This is a genomic window from Streptomyces sp. NPDC003011, assembly GCF_053591515.1.
This window is the reverse complement of sequence record NZ_JBSFTY010000007.1, coordinates 17,828-39,551: the sequence shown is the minus strand read 5'-3', so window position 1 is coordinate 39,551 and position 21,724 is coordinate 17,828. Positions and strand designations below refer to the sequence as shown.

Sequence of the window (21,724 nt, the reverse complement as noted above, 5' to 3'; positions counted from 1 at the left end):
CAAACCATCAGCATAGGGGGGCGGAGGGGGCCGGGGGAACCGGAATCCCCGGCTGCCACCCGTGGCCGCACCGGACCCTTTGACCAGGGTCAGAGAAGTTACGGGGTGTCCCTGCGGGAGCTCAGGAACCGGCTCGGGCTCGACGCGCGGGGTGCCTGAGCCGGATGGTGCAGGCGCTGGAGGCGCAGGGCCTGGTCCGGGTGAGCGTGCACCCGGACGACAACCGCATGAGGCGTCCGCCCGCGGCTTCGACGTCGTACACCTGGACACCCACGCCACGCTCACCGGCGCAGGCCCCGTCCCGGAACGGATTCCGGGGCGGGGCCTGCGGTGAAGGGGTGCCGCTCGCCGTCAGATGAGGCCGAGCCCGCGGACCGCCTCGCGCTCCTCCTCGAGCTCCTTGACGGAGGCGTCGATGCGGGCGCGGGAGAACTCGTTGATGTCCAGGCCCTGGACGATCTCGTACCGGCCGTCCTTGGTGGTGACCGGGAAGGAGGAGATCAGGCCCTCCGGGACGCCGTAGGAGCCGTCCGACGGGATGCCCATGGAGGCCCAGTCGCCCTCGGCGGTGCCGTTGACCCAGGTGTACACGTGGTCGATGGCGGCGTTCGCGGCGGAGGCCGCGGAGGACGCGCCACGGGCCTCGATGATCGCGGCGCCGCGCTTGGCGACGGTCGGGATGAAGTCCTCGGCCAGCCACTTCTCGTCGTTGACGACCTCGGCGGCGTTCTTGCCGGCGACCGTGGCGTGGAAGATGTCGGGGTACTGGGTGGCCGAGTGGTTGCCCCAGATGGTCAGGCGCTTGATGTCGGCGACCGTGGAGCCCGTCTTCTTCGCGAGCTGGGTCAGCGCGCGGTTGTGGTCCAGGCGGGTCATCGCGGTGAAGCGCTCGGCCGGTACGTCCGGGGCGGCGGCCTGGGCGATCAGGGCGTTGGTGTTGGCCGGGTTGCCGACGACGAGGACCTTGATGTCGTCCGCGGCGTGGTCGTTGATGGCCTTGCCCTGGGGCTTGAAGATGCCGCCGTTGGCCTCCAGGAGGTCACCGCGTTCCATGCCCTTGGTGCGCGGGCGGGCGCCCACGAGGAGGGCGACGTTGGTGCCGTCGAAGGCGACGTTCGGGTCGTCCGTGATGTCGATGCCCTGGAGCAGCGGGAAGGCGCAGTCGTCGAGCTCCATGGCGGTGCCCTCGGCGGCCTTCAGCGCGGGGGTGATCTCCAGGAGGCGGAGCTTGACCGGCACGTCCGCGCCGAGCAGCTGGCCGGAGGCGATGCGGAAGAGCAGGGCGTAACCGATCTGGCCGGCCGCGCCGGTGACGGTGACGTTCACGGGAGTGCGGGTCATGGCGTTCTCCGTATGACAGCTGGCGGTGGGGCGTCCCTGCCCCGGACGTTTGATCGATCTCTTGGCGTCAAGAGAGATCAGCGGTCAGGCTATCGCGCATCCGGGATCCCGTACGTCCGGGTCCGTGTGGCCCAGCCCACAGCCAGCCCCGTACAAGAGGCGGCCGCCCGTCCGGGAGAGGGGGACGAAGGCGGCCGCCGTATGGGGGTACCGGTTTCCGGACTCCCGAGGGGGTGACGTTCGCGTGCCCGCGATCCGGGGGACTATGCGCGCGGGCCCCGGAAATGTCTCGTCCGGCTGCGCCGTCCCCGCTCGCCTACGGGGTGCAGCCCTCCTGCCCGGCCGCCAGCGCCACACACGCCTTCGCGTCCCCCGCGTCCTTCACGGCCACCATCGGCGTGTACGCGATCGTGTCCCCGGCCACCGTGATGGTCCCGCTCTGCTCGCTCTTGCCGACGGCCACCCGGACCTCGTCGCCCTGCGCGGCCCGCGTGATCCGCCCCCAGGCCGCGCCGCACGTCTCGCTGTAGCGGACCTCGACGACGGTCGCGCCGACGGTCGCGGTCTTCGCGGTGGTCACGAGGTCGCCGCTGCAGCCCATGCTCTCGGCGTCCTTGCCGGTGCAGGAGTCGCCGCTGCACTTGACCCCGGGCGGCAGGTCGGCGCCGGAACTGACGGACGGCGAGGGCGACGACGCGGCGCCCTCGTTCTTGCCGTCGTCCCCGCCGTCGGTGAGGAAGAACGCGGCGGCGACCACGACCGCCGCACCGACGATCCCCGCGAGGAACATCGTCAGCCGCCGCTTGCCGCCCGCCCCGCCGGACGTGTCACCACCCGGCCGGGGGCCCTGCGGGGGTTCGCCGTACGGAGCCGCCGGCGCCGCGGCCCGCCCCGGGGTGCCGTTCGCGGACGAGGCCGCCGGGGAGGACCGGGGCGAGAGCGACGGCGAGGACGCCGGCGCGGGCGAGGACGCCCCCGCCGTACGCTCGCCGCCGGCCGGAGACGGGCCCTGATAGCCCGCCATGCCCCAGGAGTTCCCCTCCGCGGAGCCGCCGGACGAACCGGCCGGGGAGCCGCCCGTCGTCCCGCTGGTGCCGTGGGTGCCGCCCGAGGGCCGCAGGTCCCATACGCCGCCCGCGGAGTCCCGGGCGTCCGGCGCCGTCGGCTGCGGCGGCACCGACGGGACGACCCCGGCCGGGCCGGCGATGCCGGGCGTGGCCGTGGCGCTCCTGCGGGCCGTCCTGCTCCCCTGGGCGTTCGCGGGGGGTGCGCCGGCCTCGCCGCCGAACTCGCCGAGCGCGGCGCGCGCCTGCGAGATCCGGATGGCCTCCATGGTCATGTCGTGGCGCATCTCCGAGCGGCTCCAGGCGCGCTCGGCGAGCTCCCACATCGTCGTCAGGTGCATGGGATTGGTGCCGGTGACCTCGGCCAGGGCGACGATCGCGCCCTTCGGCGCGAGGAGCCGGCCGTTCAGGTAGCGCTCCCAGGACGTCTTGCTGTAGCCCGTGCGGTCCGCCACCGCCGCGATGCTCAGGCCACTGCGGTCCACGAGCCGGCGCAGCTGGCTCGCGAACTCTCTGACCTGCGGATCTAGCTCGTCGGGCAAGGCCCTCCAACGAGGCATTGCTCCCCCTCTTCCCCCCGGTTGGTGCTGGTTGTTCGGCGCGTTCCCCCGTGCGTGGTGCCCTCTGCCGAGTCCCCGTTGTGGCTACCCACAGGGATGCGCACAGTCAGGATCTCAGTTCCCGGGGTGGGGGCGCACAGGTGCATCGTGGCCGCGGGCATGCACCGTCGCACGCCCACCGGGCCGAGGTCCAGTGCTCCACCGGCAGAGGGGCCACGGTAGTACCGATGTCGAACGACGTCGTGCCATATCCCCGAACTTGTCGATACACCGACACAAGTGTCACACACCGGAAATACCGCTGGTCACGACAGCATCCGGAGCACCCAGCCGCAACCGCGCCGCCGGCACGGAGGCATCACGGTTCCCACCGGGGGCCTGGTTGTGGCAGGGCGCGGACACCGTGGCGGAACGGTCACTTCCGTGCCACAGCCGACGGACAGCCGTTGAACAGGCCGTTCCCGTGCCCGAGGGTGGAGTGCGGCGGCGGCCCGTCCTTGCTCGGGGGAGAGGACGGGCCGCCGTCCGTGCGCGGCCGTCGGCCGCCGTTCAGCCGCCGCTCAGCCGCTGACGGTGAAGTGCAGCGTGTCCTTGAGGAACGGGATCACCAGCCACGGTTCCGGCTGGACCATCATCGCCAGCAGCGCGATGGCGGTGCCCAGCACCCCGTACGTGACGATGTCGGTGAAGCGGGAGCGCACCGCGAGCATGCCGACGTCCGGCAGCAGCCAGCGCAGGACGCCGCCGACCAGCAGCGCGACGCCGATCAGCAGGGTCCCGACGCGGAACAGGTCCAGGGCGGTCAGCAGCAGGCCGAGCCCGACCATCGTGAGGACGGCGAGGATCGGCCACTGCCGGGCGGGTGCGGGGGCGTCGGGGGGCGCCGCCCGGCCGCCGCCCTCGGGCCGGGCGGTGTCCCGGGTGAACAGCGGGAAGCGGCGGGTGACCCGGCGGGGTCTGCCCTCGGCGTCGGGCGCGCTGACGGCGTCCCGCACCTCGATCTCGTCGACGGCGCCGGTACCGCTACCGGTGCCGGCGTCATCGACGTGCGTGCTCTTCCCGGCCTCGCCGGACGTGCCCTCAGCCGACACTGCGCTCCGCCGCCTCGACCACGTTGGCGAGCAGCTGCGCCCGGGTCATCGGGCCGACGCCCCCGGGGTTCGGGGAGATGAAGCCGGCCACCTCGGCCACGTCCGGGTGGACGTCTCCGACGATCTTGCCCTCGGCGCTGCGGGAGACACCGACGTCGAGGACGGCGGCGCCCGGCTTCACGTCCTCGGCGCGGATCAGGTGCGCGGAACCGGCGGCGGCGACGATGATGTCCGCGCGCTTGAGGTGCGCCGACAGGTCACGGGTGCCGGTGTGGCACTGCGTCACCGTGGCGTTCTCGCTGCGCCGGGTGAGCAGCAGCGGCATCGGGCGGCCGATGGTCACACCGCGGCCGACGACCACCACCTCGGCGCCCTTGATCTCCACGCCGTACCGGCGCAGCAGGGTCAGCACGCCGTTGGGGGTGCAGGGCAGCGGGGCGGGCTCGTTGAGGACCAGGCGGCCGAGGTTCATCGGGTGCAGGCCGTCGGCGTCCTTGTCCGGGTCCATGAGCTCCAGGATCCGGTTCTCGTCGATGCCCTTGGGCAGCGGCAGCTGGACGATGTAGCCGGTGCAGGCCGGGTCCTCGTTCAGTTCGCGGACGGCCGCCTCGATCTCCTCCTGGGTGGCCGTGGCGGGCAGTTCGCGCTGGATGGAGGCGATGCCGACCTGCGCGCAGTCACGGTGCTTGCCCGCGACGTACTTCCGGCTGCCGGGGTCCTCCCCGACGAGGATCGTGCCGAGGCCGGGCGTGACGCCCTTCTCCTTCAGCGCCGCCACGCGGGCGGTCAGGTCGGACTTGATCGCGGCTGCGGTGGCCTTGCCATCGAGAATCTGGGCGGTCATGGTCCCATCCTCGCGGATGACCGGCCCCCGGTTCCAATCCGGGTTGCGCAAGGCGTGGCATCCGTCCGCCCGTATCCCCTCATGATCAGCGATGTTGCACTTGCACAACACATGCGGGATGCGGCTGGACAACCCCGACGACGGTGAAGAACGATGACATGCACAGTGCCGCGGGCAGCTCATCGGGGGGACGGCCGCATCAGAAGAACCTCCTCCGTACGATGCCGCCGCGCGTCGTCCCCGCACTTGAAGTCAACGGAGGAAACACCGCCATGAGTTACGGCGACCCGAACAACCCCTACGGCGCGCCCCAGGACCAGCAGCCGCAGCAGCCGCCGCAGCAGCAGCAGGGCTACGGCTACCCGCAGCAGCAGGGACAGGCGCCCGGCTACGGCTACCCGCAGGCCCCGCCGGTGCAGCAGCCCTACGGCGCCGCCGCCCCGATGGCCACGATGCCGGGCACCGTCAGCGCGGCCCGCATCATGCTCTGGGTGATCGTCGGCCTCCAGGTCATCGGTGTGGCCATCTACGCCTTCGCCGCCGTGGTCGCCGACAAGGCCGAGGAGGACGACGCCTTCGGGGCGATCGCCGACTACTCGACCGGCATGCTGTGGGGCATCGTGGTGCTCGCCCTGGCGTGGCTCGTGTGGGCGGCCGTCATGGCGACGAAGTTCACCTCCGGTGGCAACGGCGCCCGGGTCACGACCCTGGTGTTCGGCATCCTCACCGCGGTCCTCGCGCTCGTCTTCACCATCGCGGGCATCGTCCACCTGGTGCTCGGCATCCTGATCGCCGTCTTCGTCGGCAACTCCAAGGGCAAGGCCTGGTTCAACCGCCCGCGCTACTGAACGCGCCGGGGCGACTGAACAGTTCGCGCCATTCCTGTCCAAGGGCCGTGTCTCACCCGTACGAGGGGGACACGGCCCTGGTGCGTCGCCCTACTCTGGCCCGTGTAGCCGTCAGGCACGGGGAGACGCACCTTGTTCAGCATCATCGTGGTACCTCCGCCGACCACGGAGGACGACCCCAACCGCGTTCGACGGCGGCTCGCGCCCGGCGAGCGGCCGGCCTTCGGCCGCTCCGCGCGCGACCTGCCGGCGATCGACGTGTGGGCGCCGCGCCACGACTGTCTGCGCACCGAGGGCGGCCCCGACGGCGACACCACCGCGCCCGCCTTCCCCGTCGACCGCGGCAAGCGCTGCTTCGCGGTGCCGGCCGCCCTGTGCGAGCCGCGGCCGCGCGGTGCGCCGCACGCCCCGCCGCCCACGGCCGACCAGGCCGTGGGGCGTCTGCGCCGCAACTGGCCGGCCGCGTCCCGCACGTCCGTCCGGCGGAACACCGACCACCCGGCCGTGAAGCTGCGCCTCAAGCGCGGCCCGGAGAGCGCGGGGACGGGCGTCCGGCTCCACGGCACGAAGGAGTCGCCGGTCCCCCTGGCGCCCCGCTTCGACCTGGTCCGCGAGGAGGACCCCGCCGTCCTCGCCGCCCCGGCCGCCCGGGGGGCACGATGACCGAGCCCTACGCGGTGCCGGTCCCCCGGGGGTACCGGGTCGGCGCCTGGGAGGTGCGCGAACCGATCGCGACGGGCGCGTTCGGCAGCGTGTACGAGGCGCGGCGCACGAAGGACACGGACGGGCTGCCGCGCACGGCGGCCCTGAAGTTCCTGCCCACCGGCACCGGCACGCCCCGGCAACTGACCCACCTGCGGGAACTGATCGAGCGGGAGGTCGAGTTGCACCGCCGGCTCAGACGCCCGCGGCTGATCCGGATGTACGACACCCTCACCGTCGACGACCCCGAGCGGCCCGCCCTCGACGGCGCCACGGTCCTCGTCCTGGAGAAGGCGGAGCGGTCGCTGTCCGCGCTGCTCGCCGCCTCGCCCCGGCCCGCCGCCGGGCCCGCGCTGCTCGCGCAGATCTGCGAGGGGCTGGCGCAGCTGCATCGCGCGGGCTGGGTCCACGGGGACCTGAAACCGGCGAACGTGCTGCTGATGCGGGACGGTTCGGCGCGTCTGGCCGACTTCAACATGGCCGCGGAACTGGAGGGCACGCACGCGTACACGCCCGCCTTCTCCACCCCCGACTACACCCCGCCCGAGCTGCTCTGGTCGGAGATCGGCGAACGCGGGCGCCGGATCCGCCCGTCCGCCGACATCTGGGCCTTCGGTGTCCTCGCCCACCTGGTCCTCACCGGCTCCTTCCCGCTGCCCGGCTCCACCCCGACGGCCCGCCGGGACGCGGCCGCGGCCTACGCCCGGGGCACCGACGAACTGCGCCTGTCGCCCGGACTTCCCGCCGTGTGGCGGGAGATCGTGCGGGCGTGCCTGACCCGCACGCACGCGGACCGCATCACCACGCAGACGCTCCTGCGCCGGGTGGAGACGGCCGCGGGCACGGCCCGGACCGCACGACTGCCCTCCCTGACCGCCCGCCTGCCCCGCCTGCCCCGCCCGCTGACGCGTCGCCGGCACCGCTCGCGGCCCTTCCTGGTCCTCGCCGCGTCGGCCGCCGCCGTCGCCGCCTCGGCAGTCGGCTACGGCATCAGCACCCGGGCGGACGGTGGCGGCGGGGGCGCCGGCACCAAGGGCTCGGGCGCGACCACGAACGTCTCCGCCGCCGCGCACGGCGCCGCCGAGCTGCGCACCGACAAGGGCGTCCCGCCCGCCTACCGGCTGCTGATCGTCGAGACGGCGCACGACTGCGACCAGCCGGACGTCACGCCGACCCTGATCGCCGCCATGCTGAAGGCGGAGAGCGACTTCGATCCGGACCTCGCCGACCCCGCCAGGAACGAGTACGGCATCGCCCGGTGGACGCCGAGCGTGCTGCGCTGGTGGATGAACGAGGACGGCACCCCCGCAGAGACCGTTCCCGAGCCGCCCTTCCCGCCCGCCGAGTCCATCCCCGCGATGGGCCGCTACCTGTGCTGGATCGCCCCACGCCTGGACACCGGCCTGCGGGACGACCGCCGGGTGCTGATCGCCGCCGCCTACCGGACGTCGTACCGGACGGTGAACGCGGCCGGCGGCGTGCCCCCGAAGGCCGCGTCCTACGCCGGCCGCGTCGCCGGCCACCTCAAGGAGTACGCGCCCCCGGGCAGAAGATGACCTTCGGACCTCCGGGGTACCCCTCGGGCCGCGCCCGCGGCACGCCGGTTCCCGGGTGGCCTCCGGCTCGCCCGGAGGAGAGCCGCAGGCCACCCGCGGCCACGGGTCAGTGGAAGAAGTGCCGCGTCCCCGTGAAGTACATCGTGATGCCGGCCTTCTGCGCGGCCTCGACGACCTGTTCGTCGCGGACCGAACCGCCGGGCTGGACGATGGCCCTGACTCCGGCGGCTCCCAGGACGTCGATGTTGTCCGGGAACGGGAAGAAGGCGTCCGAGGCGGCGTACGCACCCCGGGCCCGCTCCTCCCCGGCGCGCTCCACCGCCAGCTTGCAGGAGTCGACGCGGTTGACCTGCCCCATGCCGACGCCCACCGAGGCGCCGTCCTTGGCCAGCAGGATCGCGTTGGACTTGACGGCGCGGCAGGCCTTCCAGGCGAAGGAGAGCTGCTGGAGTTCGTCCGCGGTGAGCGCCTCGCCCGTCGCCAGCGTCCAGTTCGCCGGGTCGTCGCCCTCCGCCTGGAGGCGGTCGGCGACCTGGAGCAGGGCACCGCCGTCGATCGGCTTCACGTCGACGGGGTGCGCGGGGCTGTCGGGGCAGCGCAGCACGCGGATGTTCTTCTTCTTGGTGAGAGCCTCCACCGCGCCCTCCTCGTAGTCCGGCGCGACGATGACCTCGGTGAAGATCTCCGCGACCTGTTCCGCCATCTCCTTCGACACCGGCCGGTTGACCGCGATCACGCCGCCGAACGCCGACAGCGGGTCACAGGCGTGCGCCTTGCGGTGCGCCTCGGCGACATCGGCGCCGACCGCGATACCGCACGGGTTGGCGTGCTTGATGATCGCGACGCACGGTTCGGCGTGGTCGTACGCGGCACGGCGGGCGGCGTCCGTGTCGGTGTAGTTGTTGAACGACATCTCCTTGCCGTGCAGCTGCTCGGCCTCCGCCAGTCCGCCGGTGCCCGCGGTGTAGAGGGCGGCGGGCTGGTGCGGGTTCTCGCCGTAGCGCAGGGTGTGCGCCCGCTCCAGGCTGGTGGCGAGGAAGCCCGGGAACTGCGAGTCGTCGGCCGGCGCGTAGGAGGAGGCGAACCACGAGGAGACCGCGATGTCGTACTCGGCCGTGTGCCGGAAGGCGTCGGCGGCCAGCCGCTTGCGGGTGGCGAGGTCGAAGCCGCCGTCCGCGACCGCGGCGAGGACGTCCGTGTACCGGGCGGGGCTGGTGACGACGGCGACCGAGGGGTGGTTCTTGGCGGCGGCGCGCACCATCGAGGGGCCGCCGATGTCGATCTGCTCGACGCACTCGTCGGGCGTCGCGCCCGAGGCGACGGTCTCGCGGAACGGGTAGAGGTTGACGATCACCAGGTCGAACGGTTCGACACCCAGCTCTGCCAGCTGCCGCCGGTGGTCCTCCAGACGCAGGTCCGCGAGGATGCCCGCGTGCACCTTGGGGTGCAGGGTCTTGACGCGGCCGTCCAGGCACTCGGGGAAGCCGGTGAGCTCCTCGACCTTGGTGACGGGGACGCCGGCGGCGGCGATACGGGCGGCGGTGGACCCGGTGGAGACGAGCTCGACGCCCGCCTCGTGCAGCCCGCGCGCGAGGTCTTCGAGCCCGGTCTTGTCGTAGACGCTGACGAGTGCGCGACGGATGGCCCGCTGGGTGCTCTCGGCGGTGGCGGTCACTGGATAACTACCTTTCGTCCCTCAATGCGATAGCCGTTGCGGGCGAGCCGCCCCACGACCTCGACGAGCAGCCTTCGCTCGACTTCCTTGATGCGCTCGTGCAGCGCGCTCTCGTCGTCCTCGTCCCGGATCTCCACCACGCCCTGGGCGATGATCGGTCCGGTGTCGACGCCGTCGTCGACGAAGTGGACGGTGCAGCCGGTGACCCGGGCGCCGTACGCGAGCGCGTCGCGGACGCCGTGGGCGCCGGGAAAACTGGGCAGCAGCGCGGGGTGGGTGTTGACGAACCGGCCGCCGAAGCGGGCCAGGAACTCCTTGCCCACGATCTTCATGAACCCGGCGGAGACGACGAGGTCGGGTCCGTGGGAGGCGACGGCCTCGGCGAGGGCGGCGTCCCACTCCTCGCGGGTCCCGTAGTCCCTGACCTTCCGCACGAAGGTGGGGATCCCGGCGCGCTCGGCCCGCGCGAGCCCCTCGATGCCCTCGCGGTCGGCGCCCACGGCCACGATCTCGGCGCCGTAGGCCTCGGGGCCGACGGCCGCGATGGTGTCGAGCAGCGCCTGGAGGTTCGTACCGGATCCGGAGACCAGCACGACGAGGCGCTTGGCCACGGGCTTGGCGGCCACGGCGGGGGCCCTTTCTCGGGGGTGCGTTTGTACGGTCGTACGAATGCTTCGCGCCCGGGATACGGGGAAGTCTACGAAGCGGCCGACCGTCAGCAACGATACCGGCACACTGGGCGGCCCCCTCGGGACGGGGGCGTGGCCGGAAGGTAGCGTCTGGGACGAGCGTGCTCGGGAACGCGGTCGTCGTGTGGTGCGTTCCTCATGTGACAGCTCACGCCAGACAGCCGTATCGCCTAGGGGAAGACGCTCATTTGATGCCGGACCGCAGTCTGCGACTCCTCACGCTCCCCCCGCAGTCACCGCAGGGAGGGGAGCGCAGCGGCGTGCTGCTGCGGGAGCGCCCCGCCTCGTCCCCCGGCTCGCCCGGCACCACCCCGGGCGGCACCGGCGGCACACCGCAGGACGCCGGGGACGGCCGGGACGGTCAGGGCGGTGGCCCGCCCCAGGACACCCGGAACTCCCAGGACACCCGGGATTCCCAGGACGCCCGGGACGACAACCCGTTCGCGCCGCCGCCGGAGGGGGCTCCGGACCGCCCCTGGCAGCCGCGCCGGCCGGCGGGCGGCGAAGGGCCCGACGGCGAGCAGAGCGCACCGGGAGCGCAGGGCCCGCACGGCCCGCAGGGCGGCGGTTCTCCCTGGGGCAGCCAGTGGAGCGACCAGCAGCCCGGCCGCTCCCCCGGCGGCTTCGGCGAGCATCCGGGCGGCCCGGCGGGCTCGGGCGGTCCGCACACCGGTCCTCAGGGGCCGGGTCCCCAGGGATCCGGTGGCCCGGGCCCCGGCACGGGCACGCGGTGGGACTCGACGGACCCGGCCCAGCGGCGCGCGCGGTACGCGCTGCTGAGCGGGATGTGGGCCTTCTTCTTCGCCCTCTTCAGCTGGCCGTACGTGGCGCTGCTGCTCGGCGCGCTGGCCATGTACTGGAGCATCAGCGCGTTGCGCGCCAAGCCCGGCCACCCCGACCCGGACACCCCGGCACCGCCCGTGCAGAAGGGCCGCCCGCAGACGACGGCCGCCGTGAGCGGCCTGGTCACGGCGTCCCTGGCCATCGCCCTGGTCGCCGCGGGCTTCACCGTGAAGCTGGTCTACAACGACTACTACAGCTGCACGAACGACGCCCTGACCAACGAGTCGAAGCAGTCCTGCACCGACCTCCTGCCGAAGGAACTGCGCGGCCTCCTCGGCACGGACAACTGATCCGGCGGGGCAGGGGGCGGGGGCCGCTTCTCGTCCGGCCGAGTCGGGTGGCGGGCGGGGTGGGCACGGGGCCGGGGGTCCGGGGGCGGAGCCCCCAGTGGCCGCCCGCACCGGTGCAGGGGGCGTCTCACGGCGTGGACGACGACTCCGGCGGCTTCCCCGGCTCCGGCGGCTCCCCCGGCCCCAGTGGTTCCGGTGGCTCCACCGGCAGGAAGTCGTACGCCTCGAAGGCGGGGTCGTCGGCGTAGGGCACGTAGGCGTCGGCGCAGGGTACGGAGGACACGTAGGGGACGTGCGGCGCGACACCCGCCGCACCCCCGGCACCCTCCGCCCCCTCCCGCGGCTTGCCGATCGTCGCCTCCCCACCCGCCTCCGCCTCGCGTTCCCGGCCCGCCCACCTCCGCCGCCCCAGCGCGACCGGAACCGCGAGCGCCGCCGTCCACACCAGCGCCGCGCCCCCCGCCTGCCACCACACCGGCCCGAACCGCGACAACGCCGAGACCCCGAGCGGCCCGCCCGCCATCGCCGCGAGCACCGCGACCAGCACCGCGCACAGCCCGGCGGCCAGCCCCGCCGTCCCGGCGGTCCGCCTCCACGGCCAGGGACCCGCCCCCCGGACCCCCCGGGCCGCCCGCCCCACGAACCATCCCACCGTCACCCCGGCCGCCACCGGGACCAGGCCCGCCGCCCAGTTCCAGGGAGTGCCGGGCCCCGCGTCCGGCACCGCCGCCAGCAGCGGGAACGGAGGCAGCAGGGGCGCGGGCGCGCTGGACAGGGGGCTCACGGCATGGCCGGCTCCGAGGGTGAAGCCGGGGCCCAGCCCGTACCCCGCCGCCCACACGGCCGCGTTCGGCACCAGCGCCAGGCACAGCAGCAGCACGGCGAACCGTCCCGACCATCCCTCCGTCAGCTGCTGGAAGGACCCGCGCGCCGCGTCGCCGTGCCACACCAGGGACACCGCCAGCAGCAGCGCCCCGCCGCCGACCAGCACCGCCGCCCCGGCCCCGGCCGCCCGCCCGGCGGCGCCGAGACGCTCCCGCGCGTCCGGCCCGGGGACCAGCCGCCGCAGCCCCGCCGGCAGCGGGAGCGGCGCGCTGTCCACCGCCGCGCGCGGACGGCCGTACGCCGTCCACACCCCGATCCCGGCCGCGGCCGTCACCGTCAGCGGCAGGCACACCGCCGTCCACCCCCACGCGGGCCGCAGGTGGCCGCCCGAGGCGTACAGTGCGGCGGCCGCGACGACGGCGAGGTAGCCGAGGGCGACGCCCGCCCACGCCGTCCGCGCCGGAACCGGCGGCGGCCCCTCGTCCCGCTCGCCGTCGTCGCCCGTGTTTCCGGCTCCCGGGTCCTCCCCCTCCCCCGCCGGGCCCGCGTCCACCGCGTCCCGTGCCGCCCGGTGCACCAGCCAGACCGGCAGCACGCACAGCAGGAGCGGGGTGACACCCACCGGCGCGGGAACACCGGAGAGCGTGTCGGCGCGGACCAGCTCGGCGCCGTGCGCCAGCAGCCACAGCGCCGCGGCGACGTGCAGCGCGCCGCTCGGCCCGCTGTCGGGATACGGCGTGCTGATCCACAGCACCATCACAAGCACGGCGAACGAACCGAGCCCCAGGCACGCGGCGGCGGCGCCGCCCAGGAGGCCGGCGGCCACTCCGGGCGATCGGTCGAGCACCCGGGTGAGCAGGGACGACAACAGCGGTCGGCGAGCGGTCAGCTGGATCACGAGCGCCATGCTCCCAACGACACGCGCTTTCTCGTCGTAACAGGCGAACCGCCGATGTGTCGCTCAATATACGTTTATGTACTTTTTCGCACGAAGGGGCGCCCGGTGACGCAGAGCCCTGCCACTCCGCTTCCCCCGCCCAAGGAACGCCGACGCCTGCGCGAGTCCGGGTCGTTGACGCAGGCTCAGGTCGCGGCACGGGTGGGCGTCACGCGCGAGACGGTACGTGCGTGGGAGACCGGCCGTACGACTCCACGCGGCCGGAAACGGGAGGCGTACGCGAAGCTGCTGGCCGAGTTGACCACCGCCGCCGGCCGCCCCGTACGCGCGGACGACCCGCCACCCGCGGCGGAACCGGCACCCGCGCACGCGTCCACGCCCACTCCCCCGGCCGAGCCCGAGCCGGCCGCGCCGGCGGCCCCCCTGACTCCCGCTCAGGCCTTCGACGCGCTGTACGCGTTCTGCGCGCCCGCCCTGGTCCGGCAGGCCTACCTGCTCACCGGGCGGCGCGAACTCGCGCGCGAGTCGGTCGAGCGGGCTTTCCAAGCGGCCTGGCAGCGCTGGCCGGAGGTGGCCCGCGACCGGGACCCGGCAGGCTGGGTGCGGGCCACGGCGTACGAGTACGCGCTCTCCCCCTGGCACCGCTTCCGCCCGCGCTACCGGCACCCCGAGCCGCCCCCCTCCGACGCCGACGCCCGCACGCTGCTGGACGTCCTGCTCCGGCTCCCGCCGCCGTACCGGCGCACGCTCCTGCTCTACGACGGTGTCGGCCTCGACCTGCCGGAGACGGCTGCGGAGACGGAGGCCAGCACACCGGCGGCGGCGCACCGGCTGATGCACGCGCGCGAGGCGGTCGCCGCGCGGCTGCCGGAGCTGGCGGACCCCTCGGAACTGCACCGGCGGCTGGCCGAACTGGCCTCGGCGGAGCGGCTGCGCGCCGCGAAGCCGCCGACCGTACGCACGGGCGGCGAACGCCGGGCGCGGTTCTGGACCCGGGCCGCCATCGCCTTCACGGCCGCCCTGATCGGGACGACCGCGCTGACGCTGCGGACGGCGCCGACGCACTACGAGCCGCCGGTCGCACCCGGGGAGACGGTGCAGGGCGTGCCGCCGAGGGTGGCCCCGGGCGCGCTGTCGGAGGAGGAGCTGGACCTGCGGGCGAAGCTGCGGGAGGAGACGGTGAGCGGACCGGAGCGGCTGGTGCCGGTGGCGCGCTGAGCACGCGCGAGGGCCCGCACCCCGGGAAGGGTGCGGGCCCTGCTGCGGCGGGGCGGTCAGCCGGCCAGGATCTCCCGGGCCAGCTTCGCCGTCTCCGTCGGCGTCTTGCCGACCTTGACGCCGGCGGCCTCCAGGGCCTCCTGCTTCGCGGCGGCCGTGCCGGAGGAGCCGGAGACGATGGCGCCGGCGTGGCCCATGGTCTTGCCCTCGGGCGCGGTGAAGCCCGCGACGTAGCCGACAACCGGCTTCTTCACGTTGTCCTTGATGAAGGCCGCGGCCCGCTCCTCGGCGTCGCCGCCGATCTCACCGATCATCACGATCAGGTCGGTGTCGGGGTCGGCCTCGAACGCGGCGAGCGCGTCGATGTGCGTGGTGCCGATGATCGGGTCGCCACCGATGCCGACGGCGGACGAGAAGCCGATGTCCCGCAGCTCGTACATCATCTGGTACGTCAGCGTGCCGGACTTCGAGACCAGGCCGATGCGGCCCGGCTTGGTGATGTCGCCCGGGATGATGCCGGCGTTCGACTGGCCCGGCGTGATGAGACCGGGGCAGTTCGGGCCGATGATCCGGGTCTTGTTGCCCTGCGACACGGCGTACGCGTAGAACGCGGCCGAGTCGTGGACCGCGATGCCCTCGGTGATGACGACCGCGAGCGGGATCTCGGCGTCGATGGCCTCGACGACGGCGGCCTTGGCGAAGGCCGGCGGCACGAAGAGGACGGACACGTTCGCGCCCGTCTTCTCGATCGCCTCGGCGACCGTGCCGAAGACCGGGATCTCGGTGCCGTCGATGTCGACGGACGTGCCCGCCTTGCGCGGGTTCACGCCACCGACGATGTTGGTGCCGTCGGCCAGCATGAGCTTGGTGTGCTTCATGCCCGTGGCACCGGTCATGCCCTGGACGATGACCTTGCTGTCCTTGTTGAGGAAGATAGCCATGGCTGTGTCTGTCCCTCTTCCTTACTTCGCAGCCGCGAGCTCGGCGGCCTTGTCGGCCGCGCCGTCCATGGTGTCCACGCGCTGCACCAGCGGGTGGTTGGCGTCGGAGAGGATCTTGCGACCCAGCTCGGCGTTGTTGCCGTCCAGCCGGACGACCAGCGGCTTGGTGACTTCCTCGCCCTTGGACTTCAGGAGCTCCAGGGCCTGGACGATGCCGTTGGCGACCTCGTCGCAGGCGGTGATGCCGCCGAAGACGTTGACGAAGACGGACTTGACGTCCGGGTCGCCGAGGATGATCTCCAGGCCGTTCGCCATCACCTGCGCGGACGCGCCGCCGCCGATGTCGAGGAAGTTGGCGGGCTTGACGCCGCCGTGCGCCTCACCGGCGTACGCGACGACGTCCAGGGTGCTCATGACGAGACCCGCGCCGTTGCCGATGATGCCGACCTCGCCGTCGAGCTTGACGTAGTTGAGGTTCTTCTCCTTGGCGGCGGCCTCCAGCGGGTTGGCCGCGTCCTTGTCCTGGAGAGCCTCGTGCTCCGGCTGGCGGAACTCGGCGTTCTCGTCCAGGGAGACCTTGCCGTCCAGGGCGATGACGTCACCGGAGGCGACCTTGGCCAGCGGGTTGACCTCGACGAGGAGCGCGTCCTCGGCGATGAAGGTCTTCCACAGGGTGACCAGGACGTTGGCGACCTTGTCGGCGACCTCGGCCGGGAACTTCGCGGCCGCGACGATCTCGCGGGCCTTCTCCGGGGTCACACCCACGTTGGCGTCGATCGGCGTCTTGGCGACGGCCTCCGGACGGGTGGCCGCCACCTCCTCGATCTCCATGCCGCCCTCGACGGACGCGATGGAGAGGAAGGTGCGGTTGGCACGGTCGAGGAGGAAGGAGACGTAGTACTCCTCCAGGATCTCCGGGGCCGTCTCGGCGATCATCACCTTGTGGACCGTGTGGCCCTTGATGTCCATGCCGAGGATGTCCGTCGCGCGGGCGACGGCCTCGTCCGGGGTGGCGGCCAGCTTCACGCCGCCGGCCTTGCCACGGCCGCCGACCTTCACCTGGGCCTTGACGACGGACTTGCCACCGAGGCGCTCAGTGGCTGCGCGGGCCGCCTCAGGCGTGTCGATGACTTCACCGGCCAGCACCGGTACATCGTGCTTGGCGAAGAGGTCCCTCGCCTGGTACTCGAACAGGTCCACGCGCTTCCGTCCCTATCAGTGATCTCGCGGTTCGTTGTCTGCGTGGGCGTGCCGCGAGGGCAACGTGACGTCCGCTGTTTGTCAGTCACAAGGGAGGCGCACACGGTGTCCGAGCGCGCGGCATGTCCGTCTCGCAGGTTATCGCTGCTTGCGGGGGGCCTCTAAACCGCGGGTCACACCTGAGCGGTGATACCTGTCACATGATGCCGTGCTCACTGGCACGGGGTGCCGCCTGTGAGGGAGCGGGGAGCCGCGGAGCCGGTACGCAGGCGGCACGCGGGAAGCAGGCGGCGGGCACGCGAGAAGGGCCTCACCGGGCTGGGGTTGACCCGGTGAGGCCCCTTTGAGCAGCCCCTCGGGGCCACGGACTGGCAGCCCCCGGGGGGCTCTGGGCGGGTGGTCCCCTCCCCGATGAGGATCACCGCGCCCGGCCCGCGAGGCTCGGACCAGACCGGCCGACGGCTTTCGGCCGTCCGGGTCCTGTCGCCTCGCGGAGTCGGTGGGGACGGTCAGAGGCTGTACGCGCTGCCGTGGTGCGCGTTCTGTACGGCCTGTGCGTCCTGCACGTAGTCCGGGGTGACCGACTCGGCGACACCGTGGGCGCCGGTGACGGCATGCCCGGTGAGCGGGCCCGCGGTGGTCCGGACGGTCCCGGTCAGGTCCTGGGCGAAGGGCGCGACCTGGCCGGCGACGCCGTGCGTGAACCGGGCGGCCTCGCCGACGACGCCGTCCGCGAAGGGAGCGACGTCGCCCGTGACGCCGTACGCGAGTGCCGTGGCGCTGCCGCCGACACCCCGCACGACCGGCTGGACGGTGCCGTGCACGGCTTCGCGCACGGTCTCCTGCGCCGTCCGCACGACGGTGTCGACGACGGGCCGGACGGCGCCCGTGACGCCCTCGGCGAACGGCGGCACCTGGCCCGCGACGCCGTGTCCCAGGCCGGTCGCGTGACCGGCCACGCCGTGCGCGAGCGGCGGCACGGAGCCGGTGACTCCGGCCGCGAAGGGCCGCACGTCGCGGGCCACGCCGTACGCCACGCCGCCCGCGTCCGCGACGGCCTGCCCGGCGACGGGCACCACGCCGTGCACGGCGGTGTGCGCCACGGGCGGCAGGACGGCGGCCGTGGTGTCGTCGGCGACCTGGCCGGCCAGCCCGGTGGCGTACGGCGGAACGTCCGCGACGACACCGCCGGCGACCGGCCGGACTCCCTGGACGGCACCGCCGGCGACCGGCCGGACGTCGGCGGCGACTCCGTACGCCAGCGCGGTCGCGGCGTCCACCGTGTGGCCGGCGGCCCCCGCCACTCCGCGCACCGCGCCAACGGCGACCGGCGTCACGCCGTTCACCGCGCCGGCGGCGATCGGCGGCACTCCGTGCACGGCTGCCGCCGCCACGGGCGGGACGACCGCGGCCGTCGTCTGCCGGACGACCGGAGTGACCGTGCCGGGGACCTCGGCGACGGTGCCGACGACGTGCTGCCGCACGCCGCCCACCGTGCCGGTGACATGGCTCGGGACCGCCGAGACGGTGGCTTCGGCGGTGGTCGTGACGGTGGTCGCCGCGCCCCGGGCGGTGGTGGCCGCCTCGGCGGCCCGGCCTTCGGCGCCGGTGACCGTGGTGTGCGCGGCGCCGGTCGCCCCGGCCGCCGTGCGGCCCGCGCCCGCCACCGCGTGCCGTGCCTTCGTCCGTACGACGCCGTCGACGCCCTGCGTCTGGGAACGGGCCGTCGACCGCGCACCCTGGAGCTTCGTCTGGGCGGCGGCCAGCGCCTGCTCCAGCTCGGGGGCGAACACGGAGAGGGGGCCGAAGAGGTAGTCGATCCCGTCCCGGGGGACGGTGTCCGCGTCGGAGGCCGCGGTCTTGGCGGTGGTGGTCGCCTGGTGGGCGGTGGCGGTGACGACGGTCGTCGCGGTGGCGGTCGTCGCGGTGGCGGCATCGGCCTCGGCCTTGGCCGCGCGGGCGGCCTTGGCGCCCTGGATGGCCGCGGCGCCCTTCATCTTGGCCGCCTTGGGAACGGTGACCTTCGCGTCGACGTATCGGCGGGCCTGCTCGGCGGTGCCGGTCGTGCCGGCCGTGCCGGTGACCGTCTGCGGCGTCAGGTCGTCGTCGGCGGGGAGGCCGGAGACCGTGTCCCGCGCGTCGGAGACGACTCCGTCGACCGTGCCGGTGACGGTGCCGACGACCCCGGTGACGGTGCCGGTGGCAGCGCTGGTGGCGTTGGCGGTGTCCGTACCGGTCCCGGTCGTCGCGTCCGGTGCGGAGACGGGGGCCGAGGGCAGTTCGTCCGCGCTGGCGACGGTGGAGCCGAGCGCCCACGCGCCGGTGACACCGGCGGCTATCACGATGGAACGGCGGATGTTCTTGTTCATGGCGTGCGTCAGATCCTTAGATCCTCAGGAGTCCGGAGCTCCTCGGCGGGAGCGCGGGACTGGGGAAGGCTGGGACATTCCGAGGGCTTCCGTCCGGAGATCACCGGAGATCACCGGGGATCGAGAGGGATCCGGACGGGTGGGCAGACCTGTTTCCGCCCCCGCGCGGCAGGTCTGCGGCGGGGGAAGGTCTGCCCTAGGCGGGAGAAACGGGAATGTCCCGGTGCCTGTCCCGGGTGCCGTGGGCCTCGACGCCCGCGGCGGCGCCGGGCACGAGCCGCAGCGGCGCCCGGTGGTCGAACGTGACGGCGTGCGCGTCGCCGCCGTGCCGTGAGGTGCCGTTGTCCATGGCCGACTTGCCGCTCAGCGCGCCGCCCGGACTCTGGGTGGGCGCCTGGCGCACCGGGACGTACCCGGGACGGTCGGCCCGGTGCGCGGGCCTGTGCGCCGCGACCGGGGTCGTGGTGGTGCGGGCGGCGAGCCCGGGGCCGTACGCGAGGGACGTCGTCGTGGCGGAGCGCCCCTCGGGTGTCCGTCCGTTCAGTGCCGACGGCGGCGTCGGTGTCGGCGTCGATGCCGGCACCGAGTCCTGCTGCGGAGCGGCCGGGACGGGGTCCGGCGCCGGGAGCGTGTGCCCCGGAAGCGACGGCGGAGCAGGAAGACCGGGAAGCCCCGGGAGGCCTGGAACGGACGGCGCCGACGGCACCGACGGCTCGGCCGGCACCGTCGGGAATTCGGGCGGGCCCGGAATCCCGGGTGCACCCGGGACATCCGGCAGATCCGGCGGTTCCGGCAAGGAGGGGGCGCCGGGCGCCGTCCTGGGCGGCGAAGGACGTTTCGCCCCCACCTCGGCCAGTCCGGCGGAGACCGACTCCGCCCCGGCGGCCACCGAGTCCGCGAGGTCACCGACCGGACGCCCGCCGGGCTCCGGGGTGACCTGCTTCGCCGTCGTCGCCTCCGCCGGGGCGGGCACCACCTCGGCGACCGCACCCTTCGTCACCGGCCGGACGCTCCCGGAAGCCGTCACCGACGGCACCCCGTCCGCTGCGTGCGCCTGCTCCCCGCAGAGGAGCCCGAGCGCGAACAGCCCACCCGCCAGCAGCGCCACGTGCAGCGCACGCCTCCCGGCCGCCCTGCGCATCACGCGCAGAGCGGCACCGGAGAGGGCGGCGTGCAGGGTCAAGTCCGGGGAGGTCCCTCCGTGCTGCGGAACAGGGCACGACGTACGAAGCGGTACGACGTGAGACGCCTCCGCGTACGACGAGGTACGCCAAGGTGCGTCGGGGTACGACGCGATGCCGAGCGAGCGGAACACCTCGCACCGCTGACGGGCGTCGATCCTCGCACGGGACTCCAGAGGTTGCGCAAGCCCCCCGCCACCGATGGGCACTCATGTCCGTTTTGCTGATCGCCGTGCACGTCAGCGGGTCGACAAGTCGCCCCTCGCCCGGTCCCGTCACCCGGTCCCGTCACGGGTTCCGTCACGCGGTCCCGTCACGCGGTCCCGTCACGGGTTCCGTCACGCGGTCCCGTCTCCCGGTCCCGTCACGCGGTCTCCGGTATCGGCAGCGGCCGCTTCTCGATCGCCGCCGCCATCACCTCCGGGAACAGGTCGGGCGTGCAGGCGAAGGCCGGTGCGCCCAGCGCGGCGAGCGCGGCGGCGTGCTCCCGGTCGTAGGCGGGCGCCCCTTCGTCGGACAGCGCGAGCAGCGTCACGAACTGCACCCCCGAGGCCTTCATCGCCGCGACCCGCTTGAGCATCTCCTGGCGTATGCCCCCTTCGTAGAGGTCGCTGATCAGCACGACCACCGTCTCGGCGGGCCGGGTGATCTGCGACTGGCAGTAGGCGAGCGCCCGGTTGATGTCCGTACCGCCGCCGAGCTGGGTGCCGAACAGCACGTCGACCGGGTCGTCGAGCTGGTCGGTGAGGTCGACGACGGCGGTGTCGAAGACGACGAGCCGCGTGTCGATCGACCGCATCGACGCCAGCACCGCCCCGAACACGGACGCGTAGACGACGGACGCCGCCATCGACCCCGACTGGTCGATGCAGAGGATCACGTCCTTCTTCACCGACTGGGACGCGCGCCCGTACCCGATGAGCCGCTCCGGCACGATCGTCCGGTACTCCGGCACGTAGTGCTTGAGGTTGGCCGCGACGGTGCGGTTCCAGTCGATGTCGTGGTGGCGCGGCCGGTTGATCCGGGCGCTGCGGTCGAGGGCGCCGGTGAGGGTGGCCCGGGTCCGGGTGGCGAGCCGCTTCTCCAGATCCTCGACGACCTTGCGCACGACCTTGCGTGCCGTCTCCTTCGTGGTCTCCGGCATCGCCTTGTTGAGGGAGAGCAGCGTGCCGACGAGGTGCACGTCGGCCTCCACCGCCTCCAGCATCTCCGGCTCCAGCAGCAGCGCGGACAGCCCGAGCCGGTCGATGGCGTCGCGCTGCATCACCTGGACGACGGAGGACGGGAAGTACGTCCGGATGTCCCCCAGCCAGCGCGCCACGGACGGCGCCGACGCCCCGAGCCCCGCCGCGCGGTCCCGTCCCGCCTGCGGTCTGTCCGCCTTGCCGTAGAGCGCGGTGAGCGCCCCGTCCATCGCGGCGTCCTTTCCGGAGAGCGCGCAGCCGGTGCCGTCGGCCGCGTCACCGCCGAGCACGAGCCGCCAGCGCCGCAGCCGCTCCCGCCCCGGGTCCACCGGCTCGGCCGTCACCCGGGATCCGGTCACCGCGACCGGGTCCGGCTCGGCCGTGGTCGCTGGTCCGGTCGTCATC

At 73.7% G+C, this 21,724-nt stretch carries 17 protein-coding genes; 5 read left to right on the top strand and 12 right to left on the bottom strand.

Annotated elements, in window-relative coordinates; translation table 11 throughout:
- Positions 1–351: 351 nt before the first annotated feature.
- The 4 genes from ACWD0J_RS05415 to ACWD0J_RS05400 form a co-directional block, all read right to left on the bottom strand.
- On the bottom strand, positions 352–1,341 hold the full coding sequence (locus ACWD0J_RS05415; protein ID WP_451494425.1) for a malate dehydrogenase: 990 nt from the start codon (positions 1,339–1,341) through the stop codon (positions 352–354).
- A 316-nt stretch (positions 1,342–1,657) separates the two neighbouring features.
- Positions 1,658–2,947, bottom strand: coding sequence for a DUF2690 domain-containing protein (locus ACWD0J_RS05410; RefSeq protein WP_451494424.1), 1,290 nt, complete (start codon positions 2,945–2,947; stop codon positions 1,658–1,660).
- 578 nt (positions 2,948–3,525) lie between these two features.
- Positions 3,526–3,966 (bottom strand): DUF3017 domain-containing protein, encoded by a 441-nt coding sequence (locus ACWD0J_RS05405; protein ID WP_451494527.1) that lies wholly within the window; start codon positions 3,964–3,966, stop codon positions 3,526–3,528.
- A gap of 79 nt (positions 3,967–4,045) precedes the next feature.
- A complete protein-coding gene (locus ACWD0J_RS05400) occupies positions 4,046–4,900 on the bottom strand; it encodes a bifunctional methylenetetrahydrofolate dehydrogenase/methenyltetrahydrofolate cyclohydrolase (RefSeq protein ID WP_451494423.1) in 855 nt (284 codons plus the stop codon).
- A 272-nt stretch (positions 4,901–5,172) separates the two neighbouring features.
- Between ACWD0J_RS05400 and ACWD0J_RS05395 the strand changes: the two genes are divergently transcribed.
- From ACWD0J_RS05395 to ACWD0J_RS05385, 3 genes are all read left to right on the top strand, one after another.
- The gene (locus ACWD0J_RS05395) at positions 5,173–5,748 is read left to right on the top strand and encodes a hypothetical protein (protein ID WP_451494422.1); all 576 of its coding nucleotides are present in this window, start codon (positions 5,173–5,175) and stop codon (positions 5,746–5,748) included.
- A 132-nt stretch (positions 5,749–5,880) separates the two neighbouring features.
- Positions 5,881–6,411, top strand: coding sequence for a hypothetical protein (locus ACWD0J_RS05390; protein ID WP_451494421.1), 531 nt, complete (start codon positions 5,881–5,883; stop codon positions 6,409–6,411).
- Complete coding sequence (locus ACWD0J_RS05385) at positions 6,408–8,006, top strand: protein kinase domain-containing protein (protein WP_451494420.1); 1,599 nt, start codon at positions 6,408–6,410, stop codon at positions 8,004–8,006. The genes ACWD0J_RS05390 and ACWD0J_RS05385 overlap by 4 nt, the downstream gene beginning before the upstream one ends.
- Before the next feature lie 106 nt (positions 8,007–8,112).
- Here ACWD0J_RS05385 and purH read toward each other — a convergent pair whose 3' ends face one another.
- Both purH and purN read right to left on the bottom strand, forming a co-directional pair.
- The gene (gene purH / locus ACWD0J_RS05380) at positions 8,113–9,681 is read right to left on the bottom strand and encodes a bifunctional phosphoribosylaminoimidazolecarboxamide formyltransferase/IMP cyclohydrolase (RefSeq protein ID WP_451494419.1); all 1,569 of its coding nucleotides are present in this window, start codon (positions 9,679–9,681) and stop codon (positions 8,113–8,115) included.
- Positions 9,678–10,307, bottom strand: coding sequence for a phosphoribosylglycinamide formyltransferase (gene purN, locus ACWD0J_RS05375; protein ID WP_451494418.1), 630 nt, complete (start codon positions 10,305–10,307; stop codon positions 9,678–9,680). The genes purH and purN overlap by 4 nt, the downstream gene beginning before the upstream one ends.
- Before the next feature lie 254 nt (positions 10,308–10,561).
- Between purN and ACWD0J_RS05370 the strand changes: the two genes are divergently transcribed.
- Positions 10,562–11,503 (top strand): hypothetical protein, encoded by a 942-nt coding sequence (locus tag ACWD0J_RS05370; RefSeq protein ID WP_451494417.1) that lies wholly within the window; start codon positions 10,562–10,564, stop codon positions 11,501–11,503.
- Between the two features lie 127 nt (positions 11,504–11,630).
- Here ACWD0J_RS05370 and ACWD0J_RS05365 read toward each other — a convergent pair whose 3' ends face one another.
- The gene (locus ACWD0J_RS05365; RefSeq protein WP_451494416.1) at positions 11,631–13,235 is read right to left on the bottom strand and encodes a cell division protein PerM; all 1,605 of its coding nucleotides are present in this window, start codon (positions 13,233–13,235) and stop codon (positions 11,631–11,633) included.
- A gap of 96 nt (positions 13,236–13,331) precedes the next feature.
- Here ACWD0J_RS05365 and ACWD0J_RS05360 point away from each other — a divergent pair, with 96 nt between their 5' ends.
- Positions 13,332–14,444 carry a helix-turn-helix domain-containing protein gene (locus ACWD0J_RS05360; protein WP_451494415.1) on the top strand — a complete coding sequence of 371 codons (1,113 nt, stop codon included), beginning with the start codon at positions 13,332–13,334 and terminating at the stop codon, positions 14,442–14,444.
- Between the two features lie 56 nt (positions 14,445–14,500).
- Here the strand turns inward: ACWD0J_RS05360 and sucD are convergent, their stop codons facing one another.
- The 5 genes from sucD to ACWD0J_RS05335 form a co-directional block, all read right to left on the bottom strand.
- Positions 14,501–15,385, bottom strand: a complete 885-nt coding sequence (sucD, locus tag ACWD0J_RS05355) for a succinate--CoA ligase subunit alpha (protein WP_451494414.1) — start codon at positions 15,383–15,385, stop codon at positions 14,501–14,503.
- A 21-nt stretch (positions 15,386–15,406) separates the two neighbouring features.
- Entirely contained in the window at positions 15,407–16,585 is a 1,179-nt protein-coding gene (gene sucC, locus ACWD0J_RS05350; RefSeq protein WP_451494413.1) for an ADP-forming succinate--CoA ligase subunit beta, read from the bottom strand.
- Between the two features lie 509 nt (positions 16,586–17,094).
- Positions 17,095–18,954, bottom strand: coding sequence for a hypothetical protein (locus tag ACWD0J_RS05345; RefSeq protein ID WP_451494412.1), 1,860 nt, complete (start codon positions 18,952–18,954; stop codon positions 17,095–17,097).
- 196 nt (positions 18,955–19,150) lie between these two features.
- Positions 19,151–20,137, bottom strand: a complete 987-nt coding sequence (locus ACWD0J_RS05340; protein ID WP_451494411.1) for a hypothetical protein — start codon at positions 20,135–20,137, stop codon at positions 19,151–19,153.
- A gap of 362 nt (positions 20,138–20,499) precedes the next feature.
- Positions 20,500–21,723 (bottom strand): VWA domain-containing protein, encoded by a 1,224-nt coding sequence (locus ACWD0J_RS05335; protein ID WP_451494410.1) that lies wholly within the window; start codon positions 21,721–21,723, stop codon positions 20,500–20,502.
- Position 21,724 lies beyond the last annotated feature (1 nt).